Origin of the sequence: uncultured Gemella sp., assembly GCF_963537375.1 — a bacterium.
Taxonomy (GTDB): domain Bacteria; phylum Bacillota; class Bacilli; order Staphylococcales; family Gemellaceae; genus Gemella.
The window spans coordinates 24,381-48,729 of sequence record NZ_CAUTDQ010000002.1; the positions used below are offsets into that span (position 1 = coordinate 24,381).

Annotated in this window: 25 protein-coding genes; 3 read left to right on the top strand and 22 right to left on the bottom strand. The window is 31.1% G+C overall.

The window, feature by feature from the left end; all coding sequences use genetic code 11:
- Positions 1–95 precede the first annotated feature (95 nt).
- Both RYK99_RS00760 and RYK99_RS00765 read left to right on the top strand, forming a co-directional pair.
- Entirely contained in the window at positions 96–806 is a 711-nt protein-coding gene (locus RYK99_RS00760; protein ID WP_314989240.1) for an ATP-binding cassette domain-containing protein, read from the top strand.
- Positions 799–1,593, top strand: coding sequence for a metal ABC transporter permease (locus RYK99_RS00765; protein ID WP_314989242.1), 795 nt, complete (start codon positions 799–801; stop codon positions 1,591–1,593). The genes RYK99_RS00760 and RYK99_RS00765 overlap by 8 nt, the downstream gene beginning before the upstream one ends.
- 125 nt (positions 1,594–1,718) lie before the next feature.
- Here the strand turns inward: RYK99_RS00765 and RYK99_RS00770 are convergent, their stop codons facing one another.
- On the bottom strand, positions 1,719–3,413 hold the full coding sequence (locus RYK99_RS00770) for a septation ring formation regulator EzrA (protein ID WP_314989244.1): 1,695 nt from the start codon (positions 3,411–3,413) through the stop codon (positions 1,719–1,721).
- A gap of 305 nt (positions 3,414–3,718) precedes the next feature.
- Here RYK99_RS00770 and RYK99_RS00775 point away from each other — a divergent pair, with 305 nt between their 5' ends.
- Positions 3,719–4,186: a GAF domain-containing protein gene (locus RYK99_RS00775; RefSeq protein WP_314989246.1), complete on the top strand. Its 468-nt coding sequence runs from the start codon at positions 3,719–3,721 to the stop codon at positions 4,184–4,186.
- A gap of 50 nt (positions 4,187–4,236) precedes the next feature.
- Here RYK99_RS00775 and RYK99_RS00780 read toward each other — a convergent pair whose 3' ends face one another.
- The 21 genes from RYK99_RS00780 to RYK99_RS00880 all read right to left on the bottom strand — a co-directional run bounded on the left by RYK99_RS00780 (position 4,237) and on the right by RYK99_RS00880 (position 24,182).
- Complete coding sequence (locus RYK99_RS00780) at positions 4,237–5,835, bottom strand: ABC-F family ATP-binding cassette domain-containing protein (protein ID WP_003146158.1); 1,599 nt, start codon at positions 5,833–5,835, stop codon at positions 4,237–4,239.
- A gap of 184 nt (positions 5,836–6,019) precedes the next feature.
- Complete coding sequence (gene rbfA / locus RYK99_RS00785) at positions 6,020–6,379, bottom strand: 30S ribosome-binding factor RbfA (protein ID WP_048801943.1); 360 nt, start codon at positions 6,377–6,379, stop codon at positions 6,020–6,022.
- Positions 6,380–6,391: 12 nt separating this feature from the next.
- Positions 6,392–8,446 (bottom strand): translation initiation factor IF-2, encoded by a 2,055-nt coding sequence (gene infB / locus RYK99_RS00790; protein WP_314989250.1) that lies wholly within the window; start codon positions 8,444–8,446, stop codon positions 6,392–6,394.
- On the bottom strand, positions 8,446–8,757 hold the full coding sequence (locus tag RYK99_RS00795; protein WP_314989252.1) for a ribosomal L7Ae/L30e/S12e/Gadd45 family protein: 312 nt from the start codon (positions 8,755–8,757) through the stop codon (positions 8,446–8,448). The genes infB and RYK99_RS00795 overlap by 1 nt, the downstream gene beginning before the upstream one ends.
- Entirely contained in the window at positions 8,757–9,044 is a 288-nt protein-coding gene (gene rnpM, locus RYK99_RS00800; protein ID WP_048801940.1) for an RNase P modulator RnpM, read from the bottom strand. Before rnpM ends, RYK99_RS00795 begins: the two co-directional genes overlap by 1 nt.
- Before the next feature lie 13 nt (positions 9,045–9,057).
- The gene (gene nusA, locus RYK99_RS00805) at positions 9,058–10,089 is read right to left on the bottom strand and encodes a transcription termination factor NusA (RefSeq protein WP_314989254.1); all 1,032 of its coding nucleotides are present in this window, start codon (positions 10,087–10,089) and stop codon (positions 9,058–9,060) included.
- A 20-nt stretch (positions 10,090–10,109) separates the two neighbouring features.
- The gene (rimP, locus tag RYK99_RS00810) at positions 10,110–10,574 is read right to left on the bottom strand and encodes a ribosome maturation factor RimP (protein WP_003146167.1); all 465 of its coding nucleotides are present in this window, start codon (positions 10,572–10,574) and stop codon (positions 10,110–10,112) included.
- Positions 10,575–10,707: 133 nt separating this feature from the next.
- Positions 10,708–11,091: a VOC family protein gene (locus RYK99_RS00815; RefSeq protein WP_271986935.1), complete on the bottom strand. Its 384-nt coding sequence runs from the start codon at positions 11,089–11,091 to the stop codon at positions 10,708–10,710.
- Between the two features lie 24 nt (positions 11,092–11,115).
- A complete protein-coding gene (locus RYK99_RS00820) occupies positions 11,116–11,973 on the bottom strand; it encodes a DegV family protein (protein WP_314989260.1) in 858 nt (285 codons plus the stop codon).
- A 37-nt stretch (positions 11,974–12,010) separates the two neighbouring features.
- Positions 12,011–12,556, bottom strand: a complete 546-nt coding sequence (gene nusG, locus RYK99_RS00825) for a transcription termination/antitermination protein NusG (RefSeq protein WP_003144927.1) — start codon at positions 12,554–12,556, stop codon at positions 12,011–12,013.
- Positions 12,557–12,567: 11 nt separating this feature from the next.
- Positions 12,568–12,741: a preprotein translocase subunit SecE gene (gene secE, locus RYK99_RS00830; protein WP_314989263.1), complete on the bottom strand. Its 174-nt coding sequence runs from the start codon at positions 12,739–12,741 to the stop codon at positions 12,568–12,570.
- A gap of 184 nt (positions 12,742–12,925) precedes the next feature.
- Complete coding sequence (locus RYK99_RS00835; RefSeq protein WP_314989265.1) at positions 12,926–13,777, bottom strand: tetrahydrofolate dehydrogenase/cyclohydrolase catalytic domain-containing protein; 852 nt, start codon at positions 13,775–13,777, stop codon at positions 12,926–12,928.
- Complete coding sequence (gene plsY / locus RYK99_RS00840) at positions 13,761–14,384, bottom strand: glycerol-3-phosphate 1-O-acyltransferase PlsY (protein WP_314989267.1); 624 nt, start codon at positions 14,382–14,384, stop codon at positions 13,761–13,763. The genes RYK99_RS00835 and plsY overlap by 17 nt, the downstream gene beginning before the upstream one ends.
- 7 nt (positions 14,385–14,391) lie before the next feature.
- Positions 14,392–16,785: a phenylalanine--tRNA ligase subunit beta gene (pheT, locus tag RYK99_RS00845; protein ID WP_314989269.1), complete on the bottom strand. Its 2,394-nt coding sequence runs from the start codon at positions 16,783–16,785 to the stop codon at positions 14,392–14,394.
- A gap of 12 nt (positions 16,786–16,797) precedes the next feature.
- A complete protein-coding gene (pheS, locus tag RYK99_RS00850; RefSeq protein ID WP_314989271.1) occupies positions 16,798–17,820 on the bottom strand; it encodes a phenylalanine--tRNA ligase subunit alpha in 1,023 nt (340 codons plus the stop codon).
- 496 nt (positions 17,821–18,316) lie between these two features.
- Positions 18,317–20,029, bottom strand: a complete 1,713-nt coding sequence (gene ptsP, locus RYK99_RS00855; RefSeq protein WP_314989273.1) for a phosphoenolpyruvate--protein phosphotransferase — start codon at positions 20,027–20,029, stop codon at positions 18,317–18,319.
- A 1-nt stretch (position 20,030) separates the two neighbouring features.
- Positions 20,031–20,294: a phosphocarrier protein HPr gene (locus tag RYK99_RS00860; RefSeq protein WP_003145399.1), complete on the bottom strand. Its 264-nt coding sequence runs from the start codon at positions 20,292–20,294 to the stop codon at positions 20,031–20,033.
- A 336-nt stretch (positions 20,295–20,630) separates the two neighbouring features.
- Positions 20,631–21,395, bottom strand: a complete 765-nt coding sequence (locus RYK99_RS00865) for an epoxyqueuosine reductase QueH (RefSeq protein WP_204643292.1) — start codon at positions 21,393–21,395, stop codon at positions 20,631–20,633.
- A 168-nt stretch (positions 21,396–21,563) separates the two neighbouring features.
- A complete protein-coding gene (gene ruvB / locus RYK99_RS00870) occupies positions 21,564–22,565 on the bottom strand; it encodes a Holliday junction branch migration DNA helicase RuvB (protein ID WP_048801927.1) in 1,002 nt (333 codons plus the stop codon).
- Between the two features lie 19 nt (positions 22,566–22,584).
- Entirely contained in the window at positions 22,585–23,166 is a 582-nt protein-coding gene (gene ruvA / locus RYK99_RS00875) for a Holliday junction branch migration protein RuvA (protein ID WP_314989279.1), read from the bottom strand.
- 128 nt (positions 23,167–23,294) lie between these two features.
- Entirely contained in the window at positions 23,295–24,182 is an 888-nt protein-coding gene (locus RYK99_RS00880; protein WP_314989280.1) for a phosphate/phosphite/phosphonate ABC transporter substrate-binding protein, read from the bottom strand.
- Between the last annotated feature and the right edge of the window lie 167 nt (positions 24,183–24,349).

Here is a 24,349-nt window from a genome sequence, read left to right on the forward strand (position 1 = left end):
TGTAGTATAATATAAAGAAGAGATTCTAAATCGTATCTCTTCTTTTTTATATTCGAAATATAACAAATAAAAATTTAAATAATTTAGGAGATTTTATGACTGAACTTAATATAAAAAATCTCACTTATTCAATAGGAGATAAAACAATTTTAGACAACATTTCTTTTTCTGTATCTTCAGGAGAGGTTGTCGCTGTTGTTGGGAAAAACGGTGTTGGTAAAACAACATTATTAAACAATATACTTGAAAAATTAAATAAAGCTAATGAGATTATTCTTATAGGAGAAAACCCAACTCTTGGTTATGTCCCTCAGTTTCGACAAATTGATGAAGAACTACCTTTATCTGCTGCTGACTTTGTATCTCTACCTATTCAAAAAGGATTTCTTCCATGGCTTAGTAAAAAAGAAAAAGAAAGTATAAAGAATGCATTGTCTTTAACAAATTCTATAAAACTAGAAAATAAATCTATAGGTACTCTTTCAGGTGGTGAAAAACAACGTGTTTTCTTAGCTCAAGCATTAGTAAACAAACCGAACTTACTACTTCTTGATGAGTTTACATCTAACCTAGACAAAACTAGTGAAGTTGAATGTATGACGTTAGTTAAAGAAATTACAAAAAAAGAAAACATTATTACTCTTTGTATAACTCATGAACTTTCACTTTTAGATGAAAAATATGTTGATAAAATACTATACCTAGAAGAAGGTTGCTTCAAATTTATCAGTATAGCGGACTATAACAAAGAGAAGAATACACTAAAACTTTGTAAACACTATGTAGGAGATAACAACCATGTTTAATTATGATTTTATGCAAAATGCCTTTATAGCCGGTACAATCGTTGCAATAATGGCAGGATATATAGGTGTGTTTGTAATGGCTAGAAATATGTCATTTATCTCTCACACTCTATCACATGTCGGTTTCGCAGGAGCAGCATTTGCCGTTTTCTTAGGTATAAATCCAATTTACGGATTATTAATTTTTACTATTACAATGTCTTATCTTGTAGGACATTTAAGTGTAAAAGCATTTAGACGAGAAGCAACAGTTAGTGTAATGTTAGGTATATTCTTAGGTTTAGGATTATTATTCTTATCACTAACACCAAAAAGTACAAGTTACGTTAACAATATACTATTTGGTAGTGTTGTTTCAATTACGAGAAACGATGTAAAATTAATATTTAGTTTAGCACTTGCTGTAATACTACTACTTTCTATCTTCTATAGAAAAATCAAATTCGATTCATTCGATGCAATTGGGGCAAAAGCACTTGGACTTAATGGAAAATTTATATCGATATTTTTCTTAGTTTTACTTTCAGTTGCAACAAGTATTACAGTACCAGTAGTAGGAGCATTATTAATGTTTGTTCTTCTAACTGTTCCAGCCAGCGCAGCTAGATATCTTACCAATAAGGTTGGACTTATGATCTTTATCTCAACTTCATTTGCACTTATTGGGACTTGGGCAGGGATTACACTTTCTTACTATACTTCCCTACCTACTACATTCTTCATTGCAACAATAGAAGCACTCTTCTACTTTGCTAGTTTAGGATACTATAACCTTAAGAGAAAGTAATATGATTCAAATAAATCGCTGTAACTATTACATTAAATAGTCACAGCGTTTTTTAATTATCCCTCTAAAATACTTTTATCACATAAAAATACCCTAGTTTCATTTCTAAAACTAGGGCTTCTTTATTATCTAGGTTTCACTGAATTTCTAATTCTTTCGTATGCACCTGGTTCAACTTTATCTAGAGAATTTCTAATAATCTCTAAAGTTTTGTTGTAACGATACTCCCTATAATATTGTTCAGCAACTGTTAATTGTTGGTGGAATTCAACATTATCTTTTCTGTATCTATTTGCATAACGAATTAGTTTTTCGATTAACTCGATATCAGTAAGAATGTTATTAACTTCTGATGCGTAAATATCAAGTGATTCTTCAGCTTCAGCAACTGCACGTTTTAATAAATCGATATTAATAGGTTCTTTTTTAAGCTCCTCTAATGCATATCTATAACTATCAGTTACATCTTTATATAAAACGATGAATCTATCACTAAATCCTGGAACACGTGAATTATCCAATTTACGTTTAATAACTTCTTTTTCTTGATTGATGAAGATAAGTTTTTCACGAGCGTGACCTTCTTCTTCACGAAGACTTGTTAGATATCTAGAGTAGTTTGTTTGATCTTCTTCGATTTTTTCTAATCCTTGACCTAATAGTTCTACTTTCTCTTTCAAGTCTTTATAGTTTAATTTTGGTTGATTATTGATATATACATCTATATCATGTTTAACATCAAGTAAATCACTAAGTTCATCATAGTAGTTAGCAACCATTTCTTCATCTTTTTGATAGATTTGATATCTATTTTTGATTTCTTGAATATTATTATATAGAGCTTCATTTAGTTTATCTTGTAATTCAAGTTTATTTGTGATTTCTCTATAATTTTCTTCAATGTATTTTTTATAATCAAGTTCTTTTTTAAGATCATTAGAAACTTCATCGATAACATCATAAATACCATCAAGAATATTTTCTATTAAATCTATATCACCAGATTTAACTTTTTCACGTGCATCGCTAAGTTGCCATACACTACTTTCAATTTTACTTGAGATTTCTAAGTGATTAAGTTTAAATCCTTTTTTCTCCATTTCCTCAACTTTTAGTCTTAATGACTGAATTTGAGCTGGACAAGTTTTTTCAATTTCTTTTAACAGGTCAGGTAAAACTTCCATTCTTTCTTTAAGATCATCTATTAATTCTTTAACAGAATTAATCTTTTCTTGAGCCTCAAGGTATTTACCAGTTGATGTTAAAAGTTTGAAATCATCAAGCTGTGGTGCAATTTCTTTGATACTTTGTTCAAATTGTTCTGCTGCAGCCCCGTATTGATGACGTTTAGCTAATAGTTCTCTATTAAGCTCTTTGTACTCAACTACGATTTCTTCATATAGTTCTCTATTTCTAGGTTCAACTTCTGTTAATTCTTTAATTTCTCTTCTAATTCCAGCAATTCTATCTTTAATATTAGCAATTAGTTCACCACTATTCATAATTACTTCATCAGCACGTTTGAAATTAAATTTATCAATATAAGTTTCAGCACTATAAAGATCTCTGTCAAGTTCTTCAATATCTATGCTTTGAATTTCGTACCATTCACTTTCCCATTGAGAATAAAGTTTTTCAGCTTTACCAGCAATTTCCAGTGCTTTTACCTTTTTCAAATCATCAGATAGTGTTTCTCTCTCTAGCTCATCTTTCATAACTAAAAGAGGGTATAAATCTTGTTTTTTCCTATTTCTAAAGACGAATAGAGCTACTACTCCTCCAAGAACAAGGATACACACAAATAAAAATATATATGTCATATATCTTCCCCCTGAATGTTTTATTTAATTGTTTACGTTTATTAATACAATAACCTAACAAAATTATACCATTTTTATCACAAAAAACAAAGCGTTTCAGTAATTTTTTTAAATCTTTTTCAATTTTTCTTATTAATAAAATCTCTAAGTATTGTTAACAAATTTTTTGACATCTACTAATTTCCTATAATAGTCTTCATTTTTAAACAATATAAAAATTTTTATTATAAGTATACTATTCTTATCACTTTATTTTTTTTCATATTTATGCGAAAATATACTAAAGTTTTTAAAAGAGGTATATTATGAATATAGTAGAAAATAAACAATTATTTATCGAACAAGCAGCGGCATTAGTTTATGGTGAAGAAAACCTAGTAACAAATCTATCAAATCTTTCAGCATTGTATAAAGAATATTTACCGAATACAAACTGGGTTGGATTTTACTTATTAGATGAAAAAAATAACAATCTAGTTCTTGGGCCATTTCAAGGTAAAGTAGCATGTACTCGCATACCATTTAACAAAGGAGTTTGCGGACACTGCTTCACTACTCGTGAAACTACATACGTTGAGGATGTTCATAAATTTCCAGGTCATATTGCATGCGATAGTGCAACAAACAGTGAACTAGTAGTGCCTATTATTCAAAATGATAAAGTAGTAGCTTTACTAGATATTGATTCTATTGAATTCAATAGATTCTGTAAAGAAGAAGTAGCAGCTTTCAGTGAAGTAACTAAACAAGTTTTTGAAAAAATTAATTTTTAATAATATTATTAAAGGAGATATACTAATGTAGTATATCTCCTTATTTTTTATTAGTCTATTATACCTTTGAATCTTAGGTAGTTTTCGTAATCCATCTCTTTGTTAATTGCACCTTCAGGTGTTAATTCAATTACTCTATTCGCAATTGTTTGAATAAACTCATAGTCATGAGATGTAAAGAATACAGAACCTTTGAAAGCAATAATACCTTCATTGACAGCTGTAATAGATTCTAAGTCAAGGTGGTTTGTAGGTTCATCTAATAGAATTACGTTTGCTTTTGATAACATCATCTTAGATAACATACAACGCATTTTTTCTCCCCCTGATAATACGTGTGCACGTTTAAGTGCCTCTTCACCGGAGAATAACATTCTTCCTAAGAATGAACGTAAGTATGCTTCACTTTCCTCTTCAGGAGAAGCATATTGACGAAGCCATTCTACTAATGAAAGTTTTAATCCTTCAAAGTATTCAGAATTATCTTTTGGCATATAACTTCTAGAAGTTGTAATACCCCATTTAACTGTTCCACTATCAGGTTCCATTTCACCAGCAAGAATTTTTAGTAATGTAGTTTTAGCAACTTCATCTCCTAATAAAATAACTTTATCATTAGGGTTTACAGTGAAACTTACATTACTTAATACTTCTTTACCTTCTACAGTTTTGCTTACACCTTCAACGATAAGTAAGTCATTTCCGATTTCACGATCTGGTGTGAAACGAACGTATGGATAACGACGGCTACTTGGTTTAATATCATCAAGAGTAATTTTATCAAGCATTTTCTTTCTACTTGTTGCTTGTTTAGATTTAGAAGCATTCGCAGAGAATCGTGCGATGAATTCTTGTAATTCTTTAATTTTTTCTTCTTTTTTCTTGTTATTATCTTCTGCCATTCTTCTAGCAAGTTGACTAGATTGATACCAGAAGTCATAGTTACCAACATAAAGTTGAATTTTACCAAAGTCTAAATCGCAAATGTGTGTACAGATGTTATTTAAGAAGTGACGGTCGTGGCTGACTACGATAACAGTATTCTCAAAGTTAATTAAGAACTCTTCTAACCACTTAATTGCACTAATATCAAGACCGTTAGTAGGCTCATCCAGTAAAAGTACATCTGGATTACCGAATAATGCTTGCGCTAAAAGAACTTTAACCTTAATAGCATTATCTAACTCTCCCATTAACATATCGTGAAACTCTACAGAAATTCCTAAACCTTCAAGAAGTTGAGCCGCATCACTTTCTGCAGTCCATCCATCCATTTCAGCAAACTCACCTTCAAGTTCAGCTGCGATGATTCCATCTTCTTCAGTAAATGGATCTTTCATGTAAATTTCATTTTTACGGTTCATTACATCCCAAAGACGCTCATGTCCCATCATTACAACATCGATAACTCTATTCTCTTCATATGCGAAGTGGTTTTGACGAAGTACAGCAAGACGTTCACCTTTTCCTAAAGAAACGTGCCCTTGTTGTGAATCAATTTCACCAGACAATAATTTTAAAAATGTTGTTTTACCTGCTCCATTTGCTCCGATTAACCCGTAGCAGTTACCATTTGTAAATTTTATATTTACATCTTCAAATAATTTTCTATCTGCAAAACGTAAACCTAAATTCGTTACTTGTAACATTCTTTTCTCCTTTAAATACTATTTTACTAAATACCTTGAATACAAGTAAATGATTCAAAGTTTGCTCACTTAATATAGTTGAAACTTATAAATCCTCATATTCATAACCAATCAACTATACTGGGGCGACCCAGTAAATACAATTCTTATAAACTATATTTAACGAGTCGCTCCTCTAATTTAATTATTCTTCGTCTTTTTCCTTTTTACTAACACTAGCTATTAAGCTTTCAATGTGTAACGCATATTCAGCTGTAGTGTCATATTGGAAAATAAGTTCAGGAAATTTTCTAATTTTAATTTTTTTAGCAACTTCACTTTTTACGAAACCTTTAATTTTTTTAAACGCTTCTTTTGTTTTTTCTTTTTCACGTTCTCCACCTAAAACAGTGTAAAATACTTTTGCTTGAGAATAATCTCCTGTTAAAGCAACTTCTGTTACAGTAACAAATCCTAAATCATGATTTTTTACTTTTGTAGCTAAGACATAAGTAATTTCTTTTTTAATTTGTTCTGCAAGTCTGTTAACTCTTAGTTCTGACATAAAGTTTGCCTCCTATTTTTTAACTTCTTCCATGATGTATACTTCGAAGACATCTCCTTCTTTAATATCATTGAAGTTTTCTACAGTCATACCACATTCATAACCGCTTTGTACTTCTTTAACATCATCTTTAAATCTTCTTAATGTATCAATTTCACCTTCGTAAATTACTACACTATCACGAATTACACGTACTTTACCATCACGTGATACTTTACCTTCAGTAACGTAAGCACCAGCAATTGTACCAATTTTTGATACTTTGTATACTTGACGTACTTCTGCAAGTCCGATAACTTTTTCTACGAATTCTGGATCTAATAATCCTGTCATTGCAGCTTCAATTTCTTCAATAACTTTGTAGATAATACTGTGAAGACGAATATCTACTTGCTCTGTTTGAGCCATTTGTTTAGCATTATTATCAGGACGTACGTTAAATCCAATTACTACAGCGTTTGATGCTACTGCTAAAGTAATATCAGATTCGTTAATCGCACCAACACCAGTGTGGATGATACGTACATTAACACCTTCAACATCAATTTTAGCTAATGACATAGCTAATGCTTCAACTGAACCTTGAACGTCTGCTTTAATAATAATGTTAAGGTCTTTCATTTCACCTTGTTTCATTTGCTCGAATAATGTATCTAATGATACAGCTGAGTTAGCTTGACGAGTAGTTTCAATATATTGTTGTTGACGTTTTTCACCGATTTGACGAGCTGTTTTTTCATCTCCAAATACTACGAAACGATCTCCAGCATTAGGAACATCTTGTAACCCAGTAATCTCTACAGGAGTAGATGGTTTAGCAGTTTGGATATTTTTACTACGGTCATTAATCATAGCACGAACACGTCCGAACGTGTTACCAACTACTAAAGGATCTCCAACATTTAAGCTACCATTTTGTACTAGTAATGTTGCTACTGCTCCACGACCTTTATCAAGCTTCGCTTCGATAACTGTACCTAAAGCTAAACGATTCGGATTAGCTTTTAATTCTTGCATTTCAGTTACTAATAAGATATTTTCTAATAATTCATCAATACCTTCACCTTTAAGAGCTGAGATTGGTACGAAGATTGTATCTCCACCCCATTCTTCTGAGATTAGCCCATATTCTACTAATTCATTCATAACTCTATCTGGGTTTGCTTGAGGTTTATCCATTTTGTTTACCGCAACAATAATAGGTACATCAGCTGCTTTAGCGTGGTTAATAGCTTCAATAGTTTGAGGCATTACACCATCGTCTGCTGCTACTACTAAGATAGTTACGTCCGTAATTTTAGCTCCACGTGCACGCATTGTTGTGAAGGCTGCGTGACCTGGTGTATCTAAGAAAGTAATCTTCTTATCTTTAGCACGTACTTGATAAGCACCAATGTGTTGTGTGATACCACCTGCTTCACCGGCTGTAACACGTGAATTTCTGATAGTATCTAGTAATGTTGTTTTACCGTGGTCAACGTGTCCCATAATTGTAACGATTGGAGCACGTTCTTTAAGATCTTTATCTGCATCTTCAACTTCGAAGTAAAGATCTAAGTCTTCTTTATTAATCTCAACTTCTTCTTGGATTTCTTTACCATAATCCATAGCGATTAACTCGATTTGCTCTAAAGTAAGAGACTGGTTAATATTCGCCATAATTTTTAGTTCCATAAATAATTTTTTAATAAGTTCAGTCGAACCTACATTTAGAACTTCTGATAATTCACCAACAGTCATTCCATCTTTAACTAAAATAGTATCTTCTGAGATAGTTTCTTCTGATGGTGCTTCAATAATAGCTGGTTGTTGTTTTTGAGATTTTTTAACTTTCTCTTTTTTTATTTTTTTCTTCTTATTTTTTTTACCTTCATTATTTGAAGATTGTTCATTTTCTGTAGCTTTTTCTTGTTTTTTGAAAACACTATCTAGCTTAGCCAACCCCTCTTCTGTTAACATTGACATGTGATTAGATACTTCAATATTAGCATCTTTTAAAACTGTAATAAGGTCTTTTGATTGTTTTCCTACTTCTTTAGCGTACTCATAAATTCTGACTTTTTTCATTACTGTTTTCCTCCTTCTTCTAATAATTGTTTGAATTTTTTTTTAAAACCATCATCAGTTATTCCTACAGCAACACGATTATCTCTTCCAATCGCTATGCTTATATTTTCAATCGTTGAAAATTCGATACATTGAACATTGTAGAAATTAGCCTTGTCTGTTAATTTCTTTTTAGTATTCACACCGCAATCTTCAGCAATAACTAACAATTTGATTTTATTATTTTTTAAATTTTTTGTGATTAAATCTTCACCTGTAATAAGTTTACCTGCTCTTTGCATTAAACCTAATAAATTATATGCTTTTATCATTATTTTTGTGGAATTGACTTTCTATAAATTAATCTAATTACTTCGTTATAGATAGGTTCCATAACTTCTGGTGATGCAGAGAAAAACTTCTCTAATTGTTTCTTTTCTTGAGCAGCTTTAATAACTTCTAAATCAGAAACGACATACGCACCACGACCAGCTTGTTTACCTGTAGGGTCAACAGAGATTTCTCCTTCTTTATTTTTAACGATTCGTAATAAATCTTTCTTCGGGAACATCTCATTTGTTAAAATACATTTTCTTGTTGGTATTTTTCTTTTTTTCACAGTCAACACCTCACTATTCAACAGCTTTTATATCGATTTTCCAACCAGTTAATTTAGCAGCAAGTCGAACGTTTTGACCTTTTTTACCAATTGCTAGAGAAAGTTGATCATCTTTCACTTTAACATTAGCGATTTTTTCTTCTTCATCAATAGTAATTTCTTCAACTTTTGCTGGTGCTAAGGCATTAGTAATAAATTTAACTGGATCAGCATCCCAAGTAATAATATCAATTTTTTCACCGTTTAGTTCTTCAACGATACGGTTAACACGATCACCTTTATTACCTACACATGCTCCTACAGGATCGATGTTTTTATCTTCAGCATAAACAGCTAATTTAGTTCTTTCCCCTGCTTCACGAGATACACTCTTAATTTCTACTGTTCCACTATAAATTTCAGGAACTTCGATTTCGAACAATCTTCTGATGAATTCAGGATGTGATCTAGAAGCTAATACGTGTGGCTTGCTTCCGCGACTTGGGTTATCAACTTTTGCGATGTAAACTTTAATAGGAGTTTGAGGAATGTATGTTTCACCTTTAACTCTTTCATTTTCACCTAAAATAGCTTCAATTTTTCCAAGTTTAACATAAACATATCTTGAGTCAATTCTATCTACAGTTCCAGATAAAATTTCACCTTCATGTTCAATATATTCTTTATATAAAATTTCTTTTTCAGCTTCACGAAGTCTTTGTAATAAAGCTTGTTTCGCAGCTTGCGCACCAACACGACCAAAGTCACTTGGTAAATCAACTACTTCGTAAATATCCCCAACTTCATATGCAGGATTAATTTTCAATGCATCTTCAAGTGCAAACTCAATTCTATCATCGTAAACTTCTTCAACAACATCTTTTCTAATAATAAATTTATAATCACCAGTTGCTCTGTTGAAATCTACTCTTACGTTTTTTGCAGCATTGAAATTCTTTTTATAAGCTGATAATAAAGCTAATTCAATAGCTTCTACTAGAATATCTTCTGCGATTCCTTTTTCTTGTTCAATTAATTTAATAGCTTTAAGCAAATCCTTGCTCATCTTTCTTTCTCCTTTAATAATTAAAATTTAACAGCTAATCTAATTTTAGCGATTTTACTATAGTTAATCGTTGATTTTTTCACTCTTGCTTTATCTTTATATTCAACAGTAATTTCTTCACCCTCAACAGCTAGTATATCACCATAAAACTCTTTTTGATTATCAATTTTTTCATATGTTTTAATATAAACGTGTTTACCTACAGAATTAGTTACTTCTTCAAGATTTCTAAGATCTCTTTCTATACCTGGAGAAGAAACTTCTAGATAATACTTATCACTGATGAAATCTTCTTTATCTAGCTCTTCTGCTAACTTTTCACTTAATAATACACAATCATCAAGTGATAATCCACCATCTTTATCGAAGTAAATGCGTAAGAAGTACTCAGTTCCTTCTTTTACGTATTCAACATCATAAAGAGAAAATTCCGTATTTTCTGTTTGTTTTGTTGCTATAGTTTTAACTTTTTCTACAATACTCATACAGCATACCTCTTTCTTAGTTTTTATTGCAATATAAAAGAGCGGAGAACCTTTCAAAATTCACCACCCTTTCGGTAATTTATTTCAATGTAAGTACATTATATCATATGATTTTTAAAAAATCAAATGATAACTACATTTTAGTACGAATTACTTCAATTTTGTATCCATCTGGATCTTTAATGAAGTAGTAGCTTGGCGGGAATCCTGGAAGACCTTTAAGATCTGTTACATCGTATCCAGCAGCCTTGTGTTTTTCGTATAATGCTTCTAAGTCTTCAACAGAGATAGCAATGTGACCATATCCATCTCCAAGTTCATATGCACCGTGATCATAGTTATAAGTTAATTCTAACTCATAGTTTGATCCAGGTAATGTTAGATATACTAACGTGAACTTATATTCAGGAAAGTCTCTTTCACGACTTACTTCAAAGTCAAATGCTTCAGTATAAAATTTAACTGATTCTTTTAAATCTGCTACACGGTAGCAAGTATGCGCCATAGTTTGAACCATTTTTTTCACCTCTTAAAATTTTTATTATAAAATTGTCCATCCAATTGCAACTGCTCCTAATCCAAGGTGTGTAGAGATAACTGGACTTATTCCATCTATATCTACAGTTACATTCGAATAATTTTCTTCGACATATTTTTTAATTTCTTCAGCTTTGTCTAATGCATCAACGTGCAGAACACATACAGTGATGTATTCTCCTTCATGTTGTTTATAATATTCATCAAATAATTCATACATTCTTGATACAACTTTTTTATATGTACGAATTTTTTGGAAAGGTACTATCACCTTATCATCAAAATGTAGTAATGGTTTTACTTGAAGTAAACTTCCTACTACTGCTTGAGCTCCACTTAAACGACCACTACGTTGAAGGTGAGATAAATCATCTGCCATAAAGTATGCATCAGATACTTTTTTCATCTCATTTAAAGCTGAAATGATTTCACTAGAAGTTTTACCTTCTTTAATTAGTTTTGCTGCCTTAATCGCATAATATCCTTCTGGTCTACAAGAAACTTCAGAATCGAAAGGATGTACATTTAATCCATCAATCATTAATCCAGCTACAGAATATGATGAATATGTTCCACTTATTCCACTTGATAGTGCAATAGCAATTACATCAGTATATCCTTCTTCTTTTAATTTTTCTAAGCAAGCTACAACTTCCCCAATCGCTGGTTGTGATGTTGTAGGGAAGCTATTGTTAGGATCTTTTAAGTATTCATGATATTTATCAAGTGGCATATCAATAACTTCTTTATATGAATTATTATCAATAATAAGATTTAAATAAACCGTACGAATATCCAGTTCTTTTTTCAAATCTTCTGATAAATATGCAGTTGAATCCATAATTATTGCAATCTTTTCCACATTCTATCCGACTACCTTAAAGATAGCTTTTCCTTTCTTAGAATTTTTCGATATTATAAAGTTCAAGCTCAACCTTAGTCTCTCTACCCATAAGTTCAATCATAACGTCAGCTTTATAATTATGAAGATCTAAGTTTACAACTTTACCTTCCATGTCTACGAATGGTCCAGAGATTACGCGAACATAATCACCAACCTCAATATCAATATCAACAACATTTGATAATCCCATTTGTTGTAAAATAAAGTTGATTTCTTCTGGTAATAATGGACTAGGTTTTGAACCTCCACCATGAGATCCAACAAATCCAGTTACACCAGGAGTATTTCTAACAACAAACCAAGAATCATCAGTCATTACTAATTCAACAAGTACATAACCTGGGAATGTTTTTCTATTTACTTCTTTTTTCTTTCCAGTTGGAGTTAAGATAGTTTCTTTTTCTTCTGGAACAACGATTCTAAAAATCTTATCTTCCATTCCAAGAGACTCAACCCTTTTTTCAATATTATCTTTAACTTTGTTTTCATAACCAGAATAAGTATGAATTACATACCATTCTTTACTTACTGTATCACTCATAATAACCTCTCTTATCTACTAAAACGTCTAATTCCAGCAGTTATTCCTAAATCAACTACGTAGCTAAATAACATTAATATTCCAACTACAACAATAACAATCAATGTTTTTCTAACAAGTTCACTAAATGTTGGCCAACTTACTTTATGCATTTCGGCAACAACATTTTTCAAAAATCTTATCATCTAATTACAAACCTCCCACATAAATTTCTTTACTATTCTACATTTTATAAATTATAACATAGTATAATATATAAGTCTATATATCTATAAAAACAATGCATTCTTGTTCAATATATTATTGTATCATTATTTCATAAACATTTCAATTAAATATAATCTCAAAAAGTACTATATATTGTTGAAATTATTTAGCTAGTAAATCGTAAGCGGCAGTTAATGTATTTCTCATTAACATTGTGATTGTTAAAGGTCCTACTCCTCCTGGAACAGGAGAAATATAAGCAACCTTATCAATAAATTCATCTAGATTTACATCTCCAACTAACTTACCATCTTTATAATTATTTCCTACATCGATAATAGTACATGTTGGTTTTACTTTTTCTTTTCCACTTAAGAAATGCGCAGCTCCAACACAGCTAACAATAATGTCCGCTTGTTCAATTAAAGATTCTAAATCTTTAGTTCTAGAGTGAGCTGTTATTACAGTCGCATTATTTTGTAAAAGTAAAGTTGAAATTGGTTTACCAACAATATTACTTCTACCTATTACTAATGCAAGTTTCCCAGAGATTTCTTCTCCAGTTGATTTAATCATCTCTAAAATCCCAAGTGGAGTACATGGAATAAGTTTAGCTTCTCCAATTACTAACTTACCTACATTAATTGGATGAAATCCATCAACATCTTTATCCGGACTTACAGCATTTAATACTTTTTCAGCATCAATATGTTTTGGTAATGGTAATTGCACTAAAATTCCATGAACTTTTTCATCTTTATTTAATTTTTCAATTTCAGTTAATAAATCATCAGTAGAAATTTCCTCAGGTAATTCTATTTTTATTGAATTAATATTATTTTCTATACAAGCTTTATGTTTAGAATTAACATAACTTCTTGACGCTTTATTATCTCCGACTAACACAACCGCAAGTGTTGGTTCAACACCTCTTTCTCTTAAAGCAGTTGCTTCCTCTTTAATTTCTCCTCGCAATTTCTTTGCAAGTTCAGTCCCACTAATGATTTTTGTCATTCTTTGTTCCCCTTTTTATTTTTAATTTCGATTGATTTTCTGTCCCGTTTAATAATCTTTTTATATTCTTTTTATGCATATAAATTACAAATACACACATAACCATCATAACCCATTTATCAATACCAGCTTCAAAGAAACCAAGATAACCTATTGCTGTTAAGCTTATTAGAATACTTCCTAATGAAACATAACCAGTTAAAAATAGTGTTGAAAAGAATATAGCTAATAATAATAAACTTAACATTGGATAAAGGAAGATAAACACTCCTGATCCTGTAGCTACCGCTTTCCCACCTTTGAAGTTTGCAAAGATAGGAAACACATGCCCTATCATTGCAAAAGCTCCAAATATTGATAGATAATCAACTCTACCAAGCAGCAAAGTTGGAAGAAATGTCGCTACTACCCCCTTAGAAACATCACAGATAAACACCGTTACTCCAGCCTTCTTACCAAGACATCTGAAGGTATTTGTTGTACCTAAGTTTCCACTTCCTAATGTTCTAATATCAGTATTATAAAATACTTTTCCTACGATTAATGCAAATGGTATAGAACCAATTACATATGCTAAAATGCAAAATAATATTATTTGTGTAATCATAGACTACCTACCTAATAATTGCTCCGTACGCTGTAAGTGCAGCAAGTACTTTTTCATGAACCGCTGTTACTTCTTCATCTGTTAAAGTTTTTTGTTTATCGCTATAAGTAATAGTTAGAGCTAATGATTTTTTACCTGCTAATAATTCAGCACCAGCATATAAATCGAATAGTTCTACATTAGTAATAAGCTTACTATTTACAGATTCGATTACATTATAAATATTTTGATATTCATCTTTAACATCAACTAACATAGCTATATCACGTGTAATTTCAGGATATTTCGTTACTTCCTCATATTTAGGTTTAACTTTACTTTCTGAAATCACTTCATCTAAATTAATTTCAAATACATAAGTAGTATTTAGACCAAGTTTATCTGCAACTTGTGGATGAACCTCTCCGATGAAACCAATACGTTTTTCTCCTAAGTATACTTCAGCAAAACGTCCTGGGTGCATTCCTTCAAGAGTAGATTTTTTGTATGTAACTTTTTCTTCTAATCCTAAACGTTCAAATACAACTTCTAGGTATCCTTTAGCTGCGAAGAAATCTAGAGTACTGCTTTCTTTAAGCCATTTAGTTGCTCTTTCTTCCCCAGTTAGAGCAGCACTTAAATATAATGTTTCTTTAGGTTGAATATTATCATCCCCACTTCCGAAGAACACACGACCAATTTCTAATAATTTAAGGTCTTTTTGTTTTCTAGCTACATTGTATTGAACTGTGTTTAATAATCCCGGAACTAAACTTTGACGTAAAGTCGAGTGAGTTTCAGTCATAGGCATTAATAATCTTACTTTATGGTGATCTTCTAAAGTATATTGAGTTGCTTCTTCTTCAGATACTAATGAGTAATTAATAGTATCATTAAATCCTAAGCTAGCATATACTCCACGTAAATCACGTACCATTCTTTGAGAATAAGTTAAGCCGCCTTTAGTAGTTTTAGAGAATTTCGGTAATGTTGATGCTAAATTATCGTATCCGTAAATTCTAATAACTTCTTCTACTAAATCTTGTTTAATTGATATATCTGGTCTTCTTGTTGGAACTTTAACAACTAAGTTTTCTCCTGAAACTTCTACTGTAAAACTTAATCCTTCTAAAATAGCCACTATTTCTTCTGTTGATAATGTAATTCCAAGATAGTTATTGATGTAAGATGTAGTAATTTCTACAACTTTCTCTTCTTCTTTTTTAACTATTCCAACAGAACTTTCAACCACTGCCTCTGGACATAATTCTAAAATTAATTCTACTGCACGAGCAAGAGCTGCTTTTTGCATATTAGGATCAATTCCTTTTTCGAATCTTGCAGAAGAATCACTTCTTAAACCAAGAGCCGCTGAAGTACGACGTACTGATGTAGGATTGAAATAAGCAGATTCTAAAATAATATTTTTAGTTTCTTCACTTACTTCTGAATTTTTACCACCCATTACTCCACCAAGAGCAATAGCACGAGTTCCATCTGTAATTACTAAGTCTGTTGTTTGTAATTTTCTCTCTTCTCCATCAAGAGTTTCAAGAACTTCATCTTCTTTAGCGTCACGAACTACAATTTTATCTCCTACTAAATCTTTATCGAAAGCATGCATTGGTTGACCAAATTCTAAAAGTACATAGTTTGTAATATCTACGATGTTGTTGATTGGACGAATACCAGAATTCATAAGTCTTGTTTGTAACCATAATGGAGAATCTTTAACCTCTACATTTTTAACAACTTGACCTACATAGTTTCTACAAGAATCACTTTCAATAGAAACTTGTAATGAAGTTGCTTCATAGTTTTCTTCTTTTTCAACATCTTTAAAATCAACTTTATTATTATATAAAGCACCTAATTCATAAGTAAGACCACGCATACTAAGTGCATCAGCTCTGTTTGGAGTAATTGAAAGATCTAAGATATAGTCATTTAACCCTAATACTTCAACAACATCAGAACCAAGCTCTTGTTCAGTTTCAAAAACATAGATTCCTTCTTGATAGTTTTTAGGAACAACACTTTTACTTAATCCTAATTCACCTAACGAACAAATCATACCTTGTGATTCTACACCACGAAGTTTAGCTTTTTTAATTTTAATACCTGGTAATTTTGCTCCAACTTTAGCAACAATTACATATTGTCCTGCATCAACATTTGGTGCACCACAAACAATTTGTAAGTTTTCTTCTTCACCAACGTTAACTTGACATACGTTTAATTTTTCAGCATCTGGGTGTTTTTCTTTAGATACAACATATCCAACTACTACACCAGAAATTTCTTCTGCTAAATATTCAACACCTTCAACTTCAATACCACCACGAGTGATTTTTTCAGCTAATGCATTAGCATTATCTTCAACATTTGTATATTGTTTTAACCAATTATAACTTACTAACATTACTACCTCCTATTAATCATTTCTATCACTATTGAATTGTTGTAAGAATCTTACGTCATTTGTATAGAAACTTCTAATATCGCTAATACCATATTTCAACATCGCTACACGCTCTGGTCCCATACCAAAGGCAAATCCAGTATAAACCTCTGGATCAAAACCAGCCATTTTAAGAACATTAGGGTGTACCATACCTGCTCCTAAAATTTCAAGCCACTTAATGTTTTCTTCATCATCCTCGTTACCCCAAGATACATCAACCTCTACAGATGGTTCAGTAAATGGGAAGAAACTTGGACGTAGACGGATTTTTTTATTTTCTCCGAATACAGCTTTTATAAAGTGTTCTAAAGTTCCTTTTAGATCACTAAATGTGATATTTTTATCTACTACTAATCCTTCAATTTGTGTAAATTGGTGAGAGTGTGTAGCATCATCATTATCACGACGGAATACTTTACCAGGACAAATAATCTTGATTGGTCCTTCACCATTAGCTTTTAACATTTCACGAGCTTGAACAGGTGAAGTTTGTGTTCTCATTAACAGTTCATTTGTAATATAAAATGAATCTTGCATATCACGAGCTGGGTGATCTTTTGGTAAATTTAACATTTCAAAGTTAAACTTGTCAGTTTCAACCTCTGGACCTTCTGCAACAGAATATCCCATTGAAATAAAGATTTCTTCAATTTCCTCAATAATTTTATTTAATGGATTTAATCCACCTAATTGTACTTTTTTACTAGGAAGAGTCACATCAATTTCTTCGCTAGCCAATTTTAACTCTAATGCAACTTTAGCTAGTTCAACTTTTTTGGCTTCTAAGCTATCGTTAATGAACGTTTTCACTTCATTAACAAGTTTTCCAAAAGTTGGTCTTTCTTCTGGTGATAAATCACGTGCACCTTTCATAACTTCTGTTAATGCACCTTTTTTTCCTAAAAATTTAACTCTTAGGTCATAAAGTTTTTTTTCATCTTTAATTGTTTTAATTAATTCTAAATATTCTTTTCTTATATTCTCTAAAGTCATAAGTTCCTCCTTAAAAATTTAATATAAAGACATAGGTATAAGTTCTATTATTTATCCAAAATAAAAAGCCCCTCGAGACTAAGTCTCAAGGGACGAATATATCGTGGTACCACCCGTATTTTAAAGCAATTCGCTTCCTTAATATGGTTTTTAACGGGTACCAACCGATTGTACTCATAGTCTACTTATACAATTACTCATAAGCTGAAAATATATTCTCAGTTAGTACAACTCTTTCAGTCACGTAGCTGCTCCCTGTTAAAAACATCCAATATACCGTCTTAATCATCGTTTTTGAAAAATTTTATATTTAAAATGATAATATAAATATACTATAATGTCAACTAATAAAGCAATTTTCATTGAAAAATCTATAATATTAAAAATACATTACGCTCTAAATTTAAATATTAATTATTTAAAATAAATTGTTGATCAACTGATGAATAAATATAAAAAGGTTCTTGGCATAACCAAAAACCTTTATTATATTACATTATTTTGTATATTCTTCTACTAATGCTAATACTTCTTCAGTTGTTGAACACATAATAGCTTTATCAACTAACTCTTTCATTTTTTCTAATGATAAGTTTTTGATTTGGCTACGTGCTTGAAGAATTGAAGTAGCTGACATTGAGAATTCATCTAGTCCCATACCTAATAGTAATGGAATAGCTAAGCTATCTCCAGCCATTTCTCCACACATTCCAGTCCATTTACCTTCTTTGTGAGATGCTTCAATAACATTTTTCACAAGACGTAAAATTGCTGGGTTATATGGTTGGTATAAGTATGAAACTTTTTCACTCATACGGTCTGCAGCCATTGTGTATTGAACAAGGTCATTAGTACCGATTGAGAAGAAGTCAACTTCTTTAGCGAAGATATCAGCGATAACAGCAGTTGATGGAATTTCAACCATGATACCTAATTCGATATCGTTACTTACTGCAACACCTTCAGCTACTAATTTTTCTTTTTCTTCTAAGAATAAAGCTTTAGCAGCTCTAAATTCTTGAACTGTAGCGATCATTGGGAACATTACACAAAGTTTACCGTAAACTGAAGCACGTAATAATGCTCTAAGTTGAGTTCTGAATAAGTCTTTTTCTTCTAGGCAAAGACGAATAGCTCTAAACCCTAAGAATGGGTTCATTTCTTTTGGTAAATCTAAGTATGGTAATTCTTTATCTCCACCGATATCTAAAGTACGAACAACAACAGGTTTGTCACCCATTCCTTCTAATACAGCTTTATAAGCCTCGAATTGCTCATCTTCAGTAGGTAGTTGATCACGTCCCATGTATAAGAACTCTGTACGGTATAAACCAACAGCTTCCCCACCATTGTTATTTACACCTTCTAAGTCAGCAGGTGTACCAATGTTTGCAGCTAAAAGAACTTCATGTCCATCTTGAGTTACAGATTTTTCTGTTACTAACTTAGCCCATTCGGCTTTTTGCGCTTCAAATTTAGCGTGTTTTTCTTTTAATTCAGCTGTAGTAGCTTCATCTGGATTTACGTATACAACACCTTCTAATCCGTCAAGAATTAAGATATCTCCATTCTTAACTTCTTCAGTAATTGTACTAGTTCCTACTACTGCAGGAATTTCTAATGATCTTGCCATGATAGCTGAGTGAGAAGTACGTCCACCGATGTTAGTTGCAAATCCTTTAACAAATTGTTTATTAAGTTGAGCAGTATCAGATGGAGTTAAGTCTTCAGCAATAACGATTACTTCTTCATCGATTAAACTTGGGTTTGGTAAATCTACACCTAGTAAGTGTGCTAAAATACGTTTAGAAACGTCACGAATATCAGCAGCACGTTCTTTCATGTAGTCATTATCCATTGCTTCAAACATAGAAACGAACATGTCTGAAGTTTCTTTTAATGCATATTCAGCATTAATTTCTTTTGATTGAATATCAGTTTTAACAGTTCCCATGAATTCTGGGTCTTCTAAAATTAATAAGTGAGCTTCAAAAATCGCTGCTTTATCAGCACCTAAATTTTCGTGAGCTTTATCTTTAATAATAGTTAATTCTTTTTTAGAAATTTCAATAGCATCTTCAAAACGTTTAACTTCAGCATCAACGTCTTGAACTTTAACTTCTTTAACTGTTAAATCAGGCTCAACAAAAATGTATGCTTTAGCAAAAGATATCCCTTGAGAAGCTGCAATACCTTTTAGTTGTAACATTTTATGCTAATCCCTCTTTCTTCATTGTTTCTTCTAAAGCTGCTAATGCTTCTGCTTCGTCAGCTCCATCAGCGTAAATTACGATATCAGCGTCTTTTCCAACTCCAAGACTCATAACACCCATGATTGATTTTAAGTTAACTTTACGTCCGTTGAATTCTAATTCGATGTTTGATTGGAATTTAGAAGCAGCTTGTACTAATAAAGTAGCTGGTCTAGCGTGGATTCCTGTTTCGTCGATTACTTTAAATTCTTTTTGTAACATAGTTATGTCTCCTTTTTATTTAAAAAAATATTTACATTCAAATAATAACATATGAAAGCAATATTTACAAGTATTTTGTACTCATTCACCCTTAAATATCATATGTATTCTATAACAAAGAAAACCATTTCTTTTCCTATAGTAACCAATTACATTAAAACTAATGAAAAAATATGAAAACAGATTTTCAATGATAAAATTAGAAAAATTGTCAAATATACTAAAAAAGTATCAATTACAAGAGAAGCAACGATACTTTTTTATATTATATTATGCTGAAATAATTTAAAATCATTATATATTTATTGTTATATTGTAAACTATATAACAATTTTACTATACTAACTCTCCACCAAGCTTAATAATTGATTTAAATTTTTCATAATCTTCATGATTCCTATTAAACTCACGAGCATTTTTGTTTACTTCTTTAAAATCAATCCCTTGATCTTTTGCTGCAAAGACACATCCACAATAACATTGTCTATAAATATTATAATCATTACACATTTCTACAGATCTCTTATATCCATTATTTTTTTTGAAATCTGAAGGTAAATAATAAATTGATACTTGCTCCTGAAGAACATATCCAGCTTCATTAATTACAGTTGCATTTTTCTTAGGACTTAGAGTTAATGCAGATGCAAAATAATCATATCCTAACTCCTCTGCTTTTTGAGCTGATGAATCTAAACGCATTTCATAACAAATATGACATCTATCTCCACCCTCACGATCTTCTTCATGTCCTTTTACCGCACTAATAAATTTACTCGGAGCATACTCATCAGCTAAGAATTTAATTTTCTTATCATTTCTTTTATTAAACTCTTCAACAAAATCTTTTTGTACAAGCATACGTTTAATATATTCTTCTTTCGGATGAATATTTGAATTTGAGAAAAATATAGTTATGTCACTGATTTCTGATAAATACTCAAGTACATAAGTACTACAAGGTGCACAACAAGAGTGAATAAGAATTTTTGGTCTAAAATTAGTTTTTTCCCACTCTTTTATAAGTTCTTTTAAAACATTATCATAATTAATCTTTTGATTTTTATGTCTTGTGTTTATAAATTGTTTACTATCGATCATACGAATTCAATCCTTCTAAAATTTCTAATAATTTACTAAACAAGTTTAATATACTTTTTAATTTTTTACAATTAATATCATTATTAATTAAAAGATATTATCAATAAAAAACACGAGTTTCATTATCATAACCTGTTACAGTATGCTTTCGTAAACTCATGTTTCTTTCTATTCACCTTTATAACTGATCCCTAAATGTTGATATGCTTTAGGTGTTGCACGACGTCCTCTTGGAGTACGTTCAATGAATCCTTCTTTTACTAAATAAGGTTCATATACATCTTCAATAGTTATACTTTCTTCTCCTATTGTTACAGCAATAGTCTCTAAACCAACAGCACGACCATCATATCGTTTAATTAGACATTCTAAAATTTTATAATCAATATTATCAAGTCCTTTAGCATCAACTTGAAGCAAATCTAATGATTCTATCGCTAAATCTTTGGCTATTACACCATCATTCTTAACTTGTGCAAAGTCCCTAACACGTTTTAACAACCTATTTGCAATACGAGGTGTACCTCGAGATCTCATAGCAATTTCATACGAACTCTCTTCATCAATATCACATTCGAAAATATCTGAAGTTCTTTCTATGATATTTTGGAGTTCGCTTATAGTGTAGAACTCTAAACGACAATGCACTCCGAATCTATCTCTAAGAGGGGCTGTTAAAGCACCAGCTCTTGTTGTTGCTCCTACTAACGTAAAAGGAGGAAGCTCAATTCTAATACTACGTGATTCTTCACCTTTTCCTATAACAATATCAAGATAGAAATCTTCCATAGCAGAATATAATATCTCTTCAATAGATCTACTTATTCTGTGAATTTCATCAATAAAAAGAACATCACCAGGTTCAAGACTAGTTAAGATAGCTGCCAAATCCCCAGATTTTTCTATTGCAGGTCCAGAAGTATACTTAATACCTACTTCCATTTCATTTGCTATAATTGTTGCAAGTGTTGTTTTACCTAATCCTGGAGGTCCATATAATAAACAATGGTCTAGCACCTCACCACGTAATTTCGCAGCTTCTATAAATATTTTCAAATTACTCTTAATTTGTTCTTGCCCTATGTACTGACTTAAAAATTTTGGTCTTAAAGACTGTTCTTCACGTTCTTCACCAAAGTTTTGACTAGCCGATACCATTCTGTCGTCCATAATTTCCTCCTTTCATCTACTATACATTCATCAATAGTTTTAATCCTTGTTTTACATATTCATCTACACCGTCAAACTGATGAGTAGAAAGTTTCTTCTCAATTTTTGTAAGTTCTTTTTTACTATATCCTAGTGCTTCTAGAGCTAGGATTGCATCACTTAGATAATTATTAACAGCCTTTGGTGCACTGCTTATATTCGTCATACTAAAATCAACCTTGCCTTGTAAATCAAGAATAATTTGTTGAGCTGATTTTTTCCCAATTCCAGGGAACTTAGTTAAATAAACAGCATCTTGATTTTCAATTGCACTAATTATTTCTTCACTAGTACCTCCAGCTAAAATAGCTAAAGCACTTTTCGGTCCTACACCTTTAACTTTTAATAAAAGTAAAAAGACTTTCTTTTGTTCTTTATTTGAAAAACCATAAAGAACGTTAGAATCTTCTCTAACTTGTTGACTTATAAAAACAGTTCTTTCCTCATTTAAGTGATATTCATATGGATTAGCTACTACAACTTCATAACCTATTCCATTGTTATCTACCACTATATTAGTCGGATTTACTTCCGAAATTTTACCTTTAATATACGCGTACATTACATTCACACTCCTGATTGATTATTTAATTATAAAATTAAACGAAAAAAATCTCAAGTGTTTTATTTATAGAAATCAAATCTACAACAACGAAAAAACTTGGCACGAGTAGTACCAAGTTCTTCCTATTATTTTACTTTATCTAAATCTACATTCATAACTTTTGCTGTAGCTTCAACTTTTTTATATGCATCTTGATCCACATCAGTAAATCCTGTGATACTGAACATTTTAGTAAACATTTCTTTCATTTTTGGATCTTTTTCAATATCTCTTAGGGCTTTCTCTAATTTTTCTTGAAGCTCTTTATCCATTTTGCTAGAAGTTGTTACCATAACACCTGGAATCATATCACTTGATGCTAATTTTTGAATATCAGTTTTAGCTTGTGGAAAATCTTTCGCATATCTATCTTCTACACCATCAAATGTTGCAATTACATCAACATCTTTATTTAAAAGAAGTTGTAAGCTCTTATCATGTCCACCACTGAATTGATAACTAATGTCTTTGTCTAAGTTCAGTCCAGCATTTACTAACATAGCACCCGGATAGATATATCCTGAAGAAGATGAAGGATCAACAAATGCTACTTTTTTACCTTTAACATCTTGAAGAGATTTAATACCTGAGTCTTTTCTTACATATAGTTCAGCAGTATAACCAGGTTTCCCTGTTTTCCCTTTAGAAGTTAAAATCGGTTTTGCATTACTTTGTTTCTGAGCAAGTAGCGATGAAAACGGAGGGATGATACCAAAATCAACACTTCCACTACCTAAACCTTCAACTACACCAATATAGTTACTAGCCGTAAATGCTTCTACTTTTACCCCTAATCTTTCAGATAGATAATCAGAAATCGGCTTAAGATCTTCTACTAACTTCTCACTATTTTTTAGAGGAACAAATCCCATCTTAATAACTTTCTCTTCCTTTTTCGTCTCAGTTTTAGTAGAACATCCTACGATAGAGAAGACAAAAATAAAACTAAATAACGCCAATAATATTTTCTTCATATTATTTCCTCCTCGGTACATTTTATGAATTTGATATAATTTTATCACAAAAAAATCAATATATCTACCTTTAAATTGAAATAACAGTAAAATTCAACAGAAATTTTACTCTTTAAAGAAAAAATGTTCGGTAATTACTAATAAATTTTCAAATATTTGAATAATAT

Coding starts and splice junctions, on each gene's coding strand:
- RYK99_RS00760 (WP_314989240.1), top strand. CDS start 96: ATGACTGAACTTAATATAAAAAATCTCACTTATTCAATAGGAGATAAA.
- RYK99_RS00765 (WP_314989242.1), top strand. CDS start 799: ATGTTTAATTATGATTTTATGCAAAATGCCTTTATAGCCGGTACAATC.
- RYK99_RS00770 (WP_314989244.1), bottom strand. CDS start 3,413: ATGACATATATATTTTTATTTGTGTGTATCCTTGTTCTTGGAGGAGTA.
- RYK99_RS00775 (WP_314989246.1), top strand. CDS start 3,719: ATGAATATAGTAGAAAATAAACAATTATTTATCGAACAAGCAGCGGCA.
- RYK99_RS00780 (WP_003146158.1), bottom strand. CDS start 5,835: ATGTTACAAGTAACGAATTTAGGTTTACGTTTTGCAGATAGAAAATTA.
- rbfA (WP_048801943.1), bottom strand. CDS start 6,379: ATGTCAGAACTAAGAGTTAACAGACTTGCAGAACAAATTAAAAAAGAA.
- infB (WP_314989250.1), bottom strand. CDS start 8,446: ATGAAAAAAGTCAGAATTTATGAGTACGCTAAAGAAGTAGGAAAACAA.
- RYK99_RS00795 (WP_314989252.1), bottom strand. CDS start 8,757: ATGATAAAAGCATATAATTTATTAGGTTTAATGCAAAGAGCAGGTAAA.
- nusA (WP_314989254.1), bottom strand. CDS start 10,089: ATGAGCAAGGATTTGCTTAAAGCTATTAAATTAATTGAACAAGAAAAA.
- rimP (WP_003146167.1), bottom strand. CDS start 10,574: ATGAGTATTGTAGAAAAAGTTAAAACTATAGCAACAAAACAAACAGAA.
- RYK99_RS00815 (WP_271986935.1), bottom strand. CDS start 11,091: ATGGTTCAAACTATGGCGCATACTTGCTACCGTGTAGCAGATTTAAAA.
- nusG (WP_003144927.1), bottom strand. CDS start 12,556: ATGAGTGATACAGTAAGTAAAGAATGGTATGTAATTCATACTTATTCT.
- secE (WP_314989263.1), bottom strand. CDS start 12,741: ATGATAAGATTTTTGAAAAATGTTGTTGCCGAAATGCATAAAGTAAGT.
- RYK99_RS00835 (WP_314989265.1), bottom strand. CDS start 13,777: ATGACAAAAATCATTAGTGGGACTGAACTTGCAAAGAAATTGCGAGGA.
- plsY (WP_314989267.1), bottom strand. CDS start 14,384: ATGATTACACAAATAATATTATTTTGCATTTTAGCATATGTAATTGGT.
- pheT (WP_314989269.1), bottom strand. CDS start 16,785: ATGTTAGTAAGTTATAATTGGTTAAAACAATATACAAATGTTGAAGAT.
- pheS (WP_314989271.1), bottom strand. CDS start 17,820: ATGACTTTAGAGAATATAAGAAAAGAATATTTAGAATTAATTAAAACA.
- ptsP (WP_314989273.1), bottom strand. CDS start 20,029: ATGTTACAACTAAAAGGTATTGCAGCTTCTCAAGGGATATCTTTTGCT.
- RYK99_RS00860 (WP_003145399.1), bottom strand. CDS start 20,294: ATGTTACAAAAAGAATTTAAAGTAATCGACGAAACAGGAATCCACGCT.
- RYK99_RS00865 (WP_204643292.1), bottom strand. CDS start 21,395: ATGATCGATAGTAAACAATTTATAAACACAAGACATAAAAATCAAAAG.
- ruvB (WP_048801927.1), bottom strand. CDS start 22,565: ATGGACGACAGAATGGTATCGGCTAGTCAAAACTTTGGTGAAGAACGT.
- ruvA (WP_314989279.1), bottom strand. CDS start 23,166: ATGTACGCGTATATTAAAGGTAAAATTTCGGAAGTAAATCCGACTAAT.
- RYK99_RS00880 (WP_314989280.1), bottom strand. CDS start 24,182: ATGAAGAAAATATTATTGGCGTTATTTAGTTTTATTTTTGTCTTCTCT.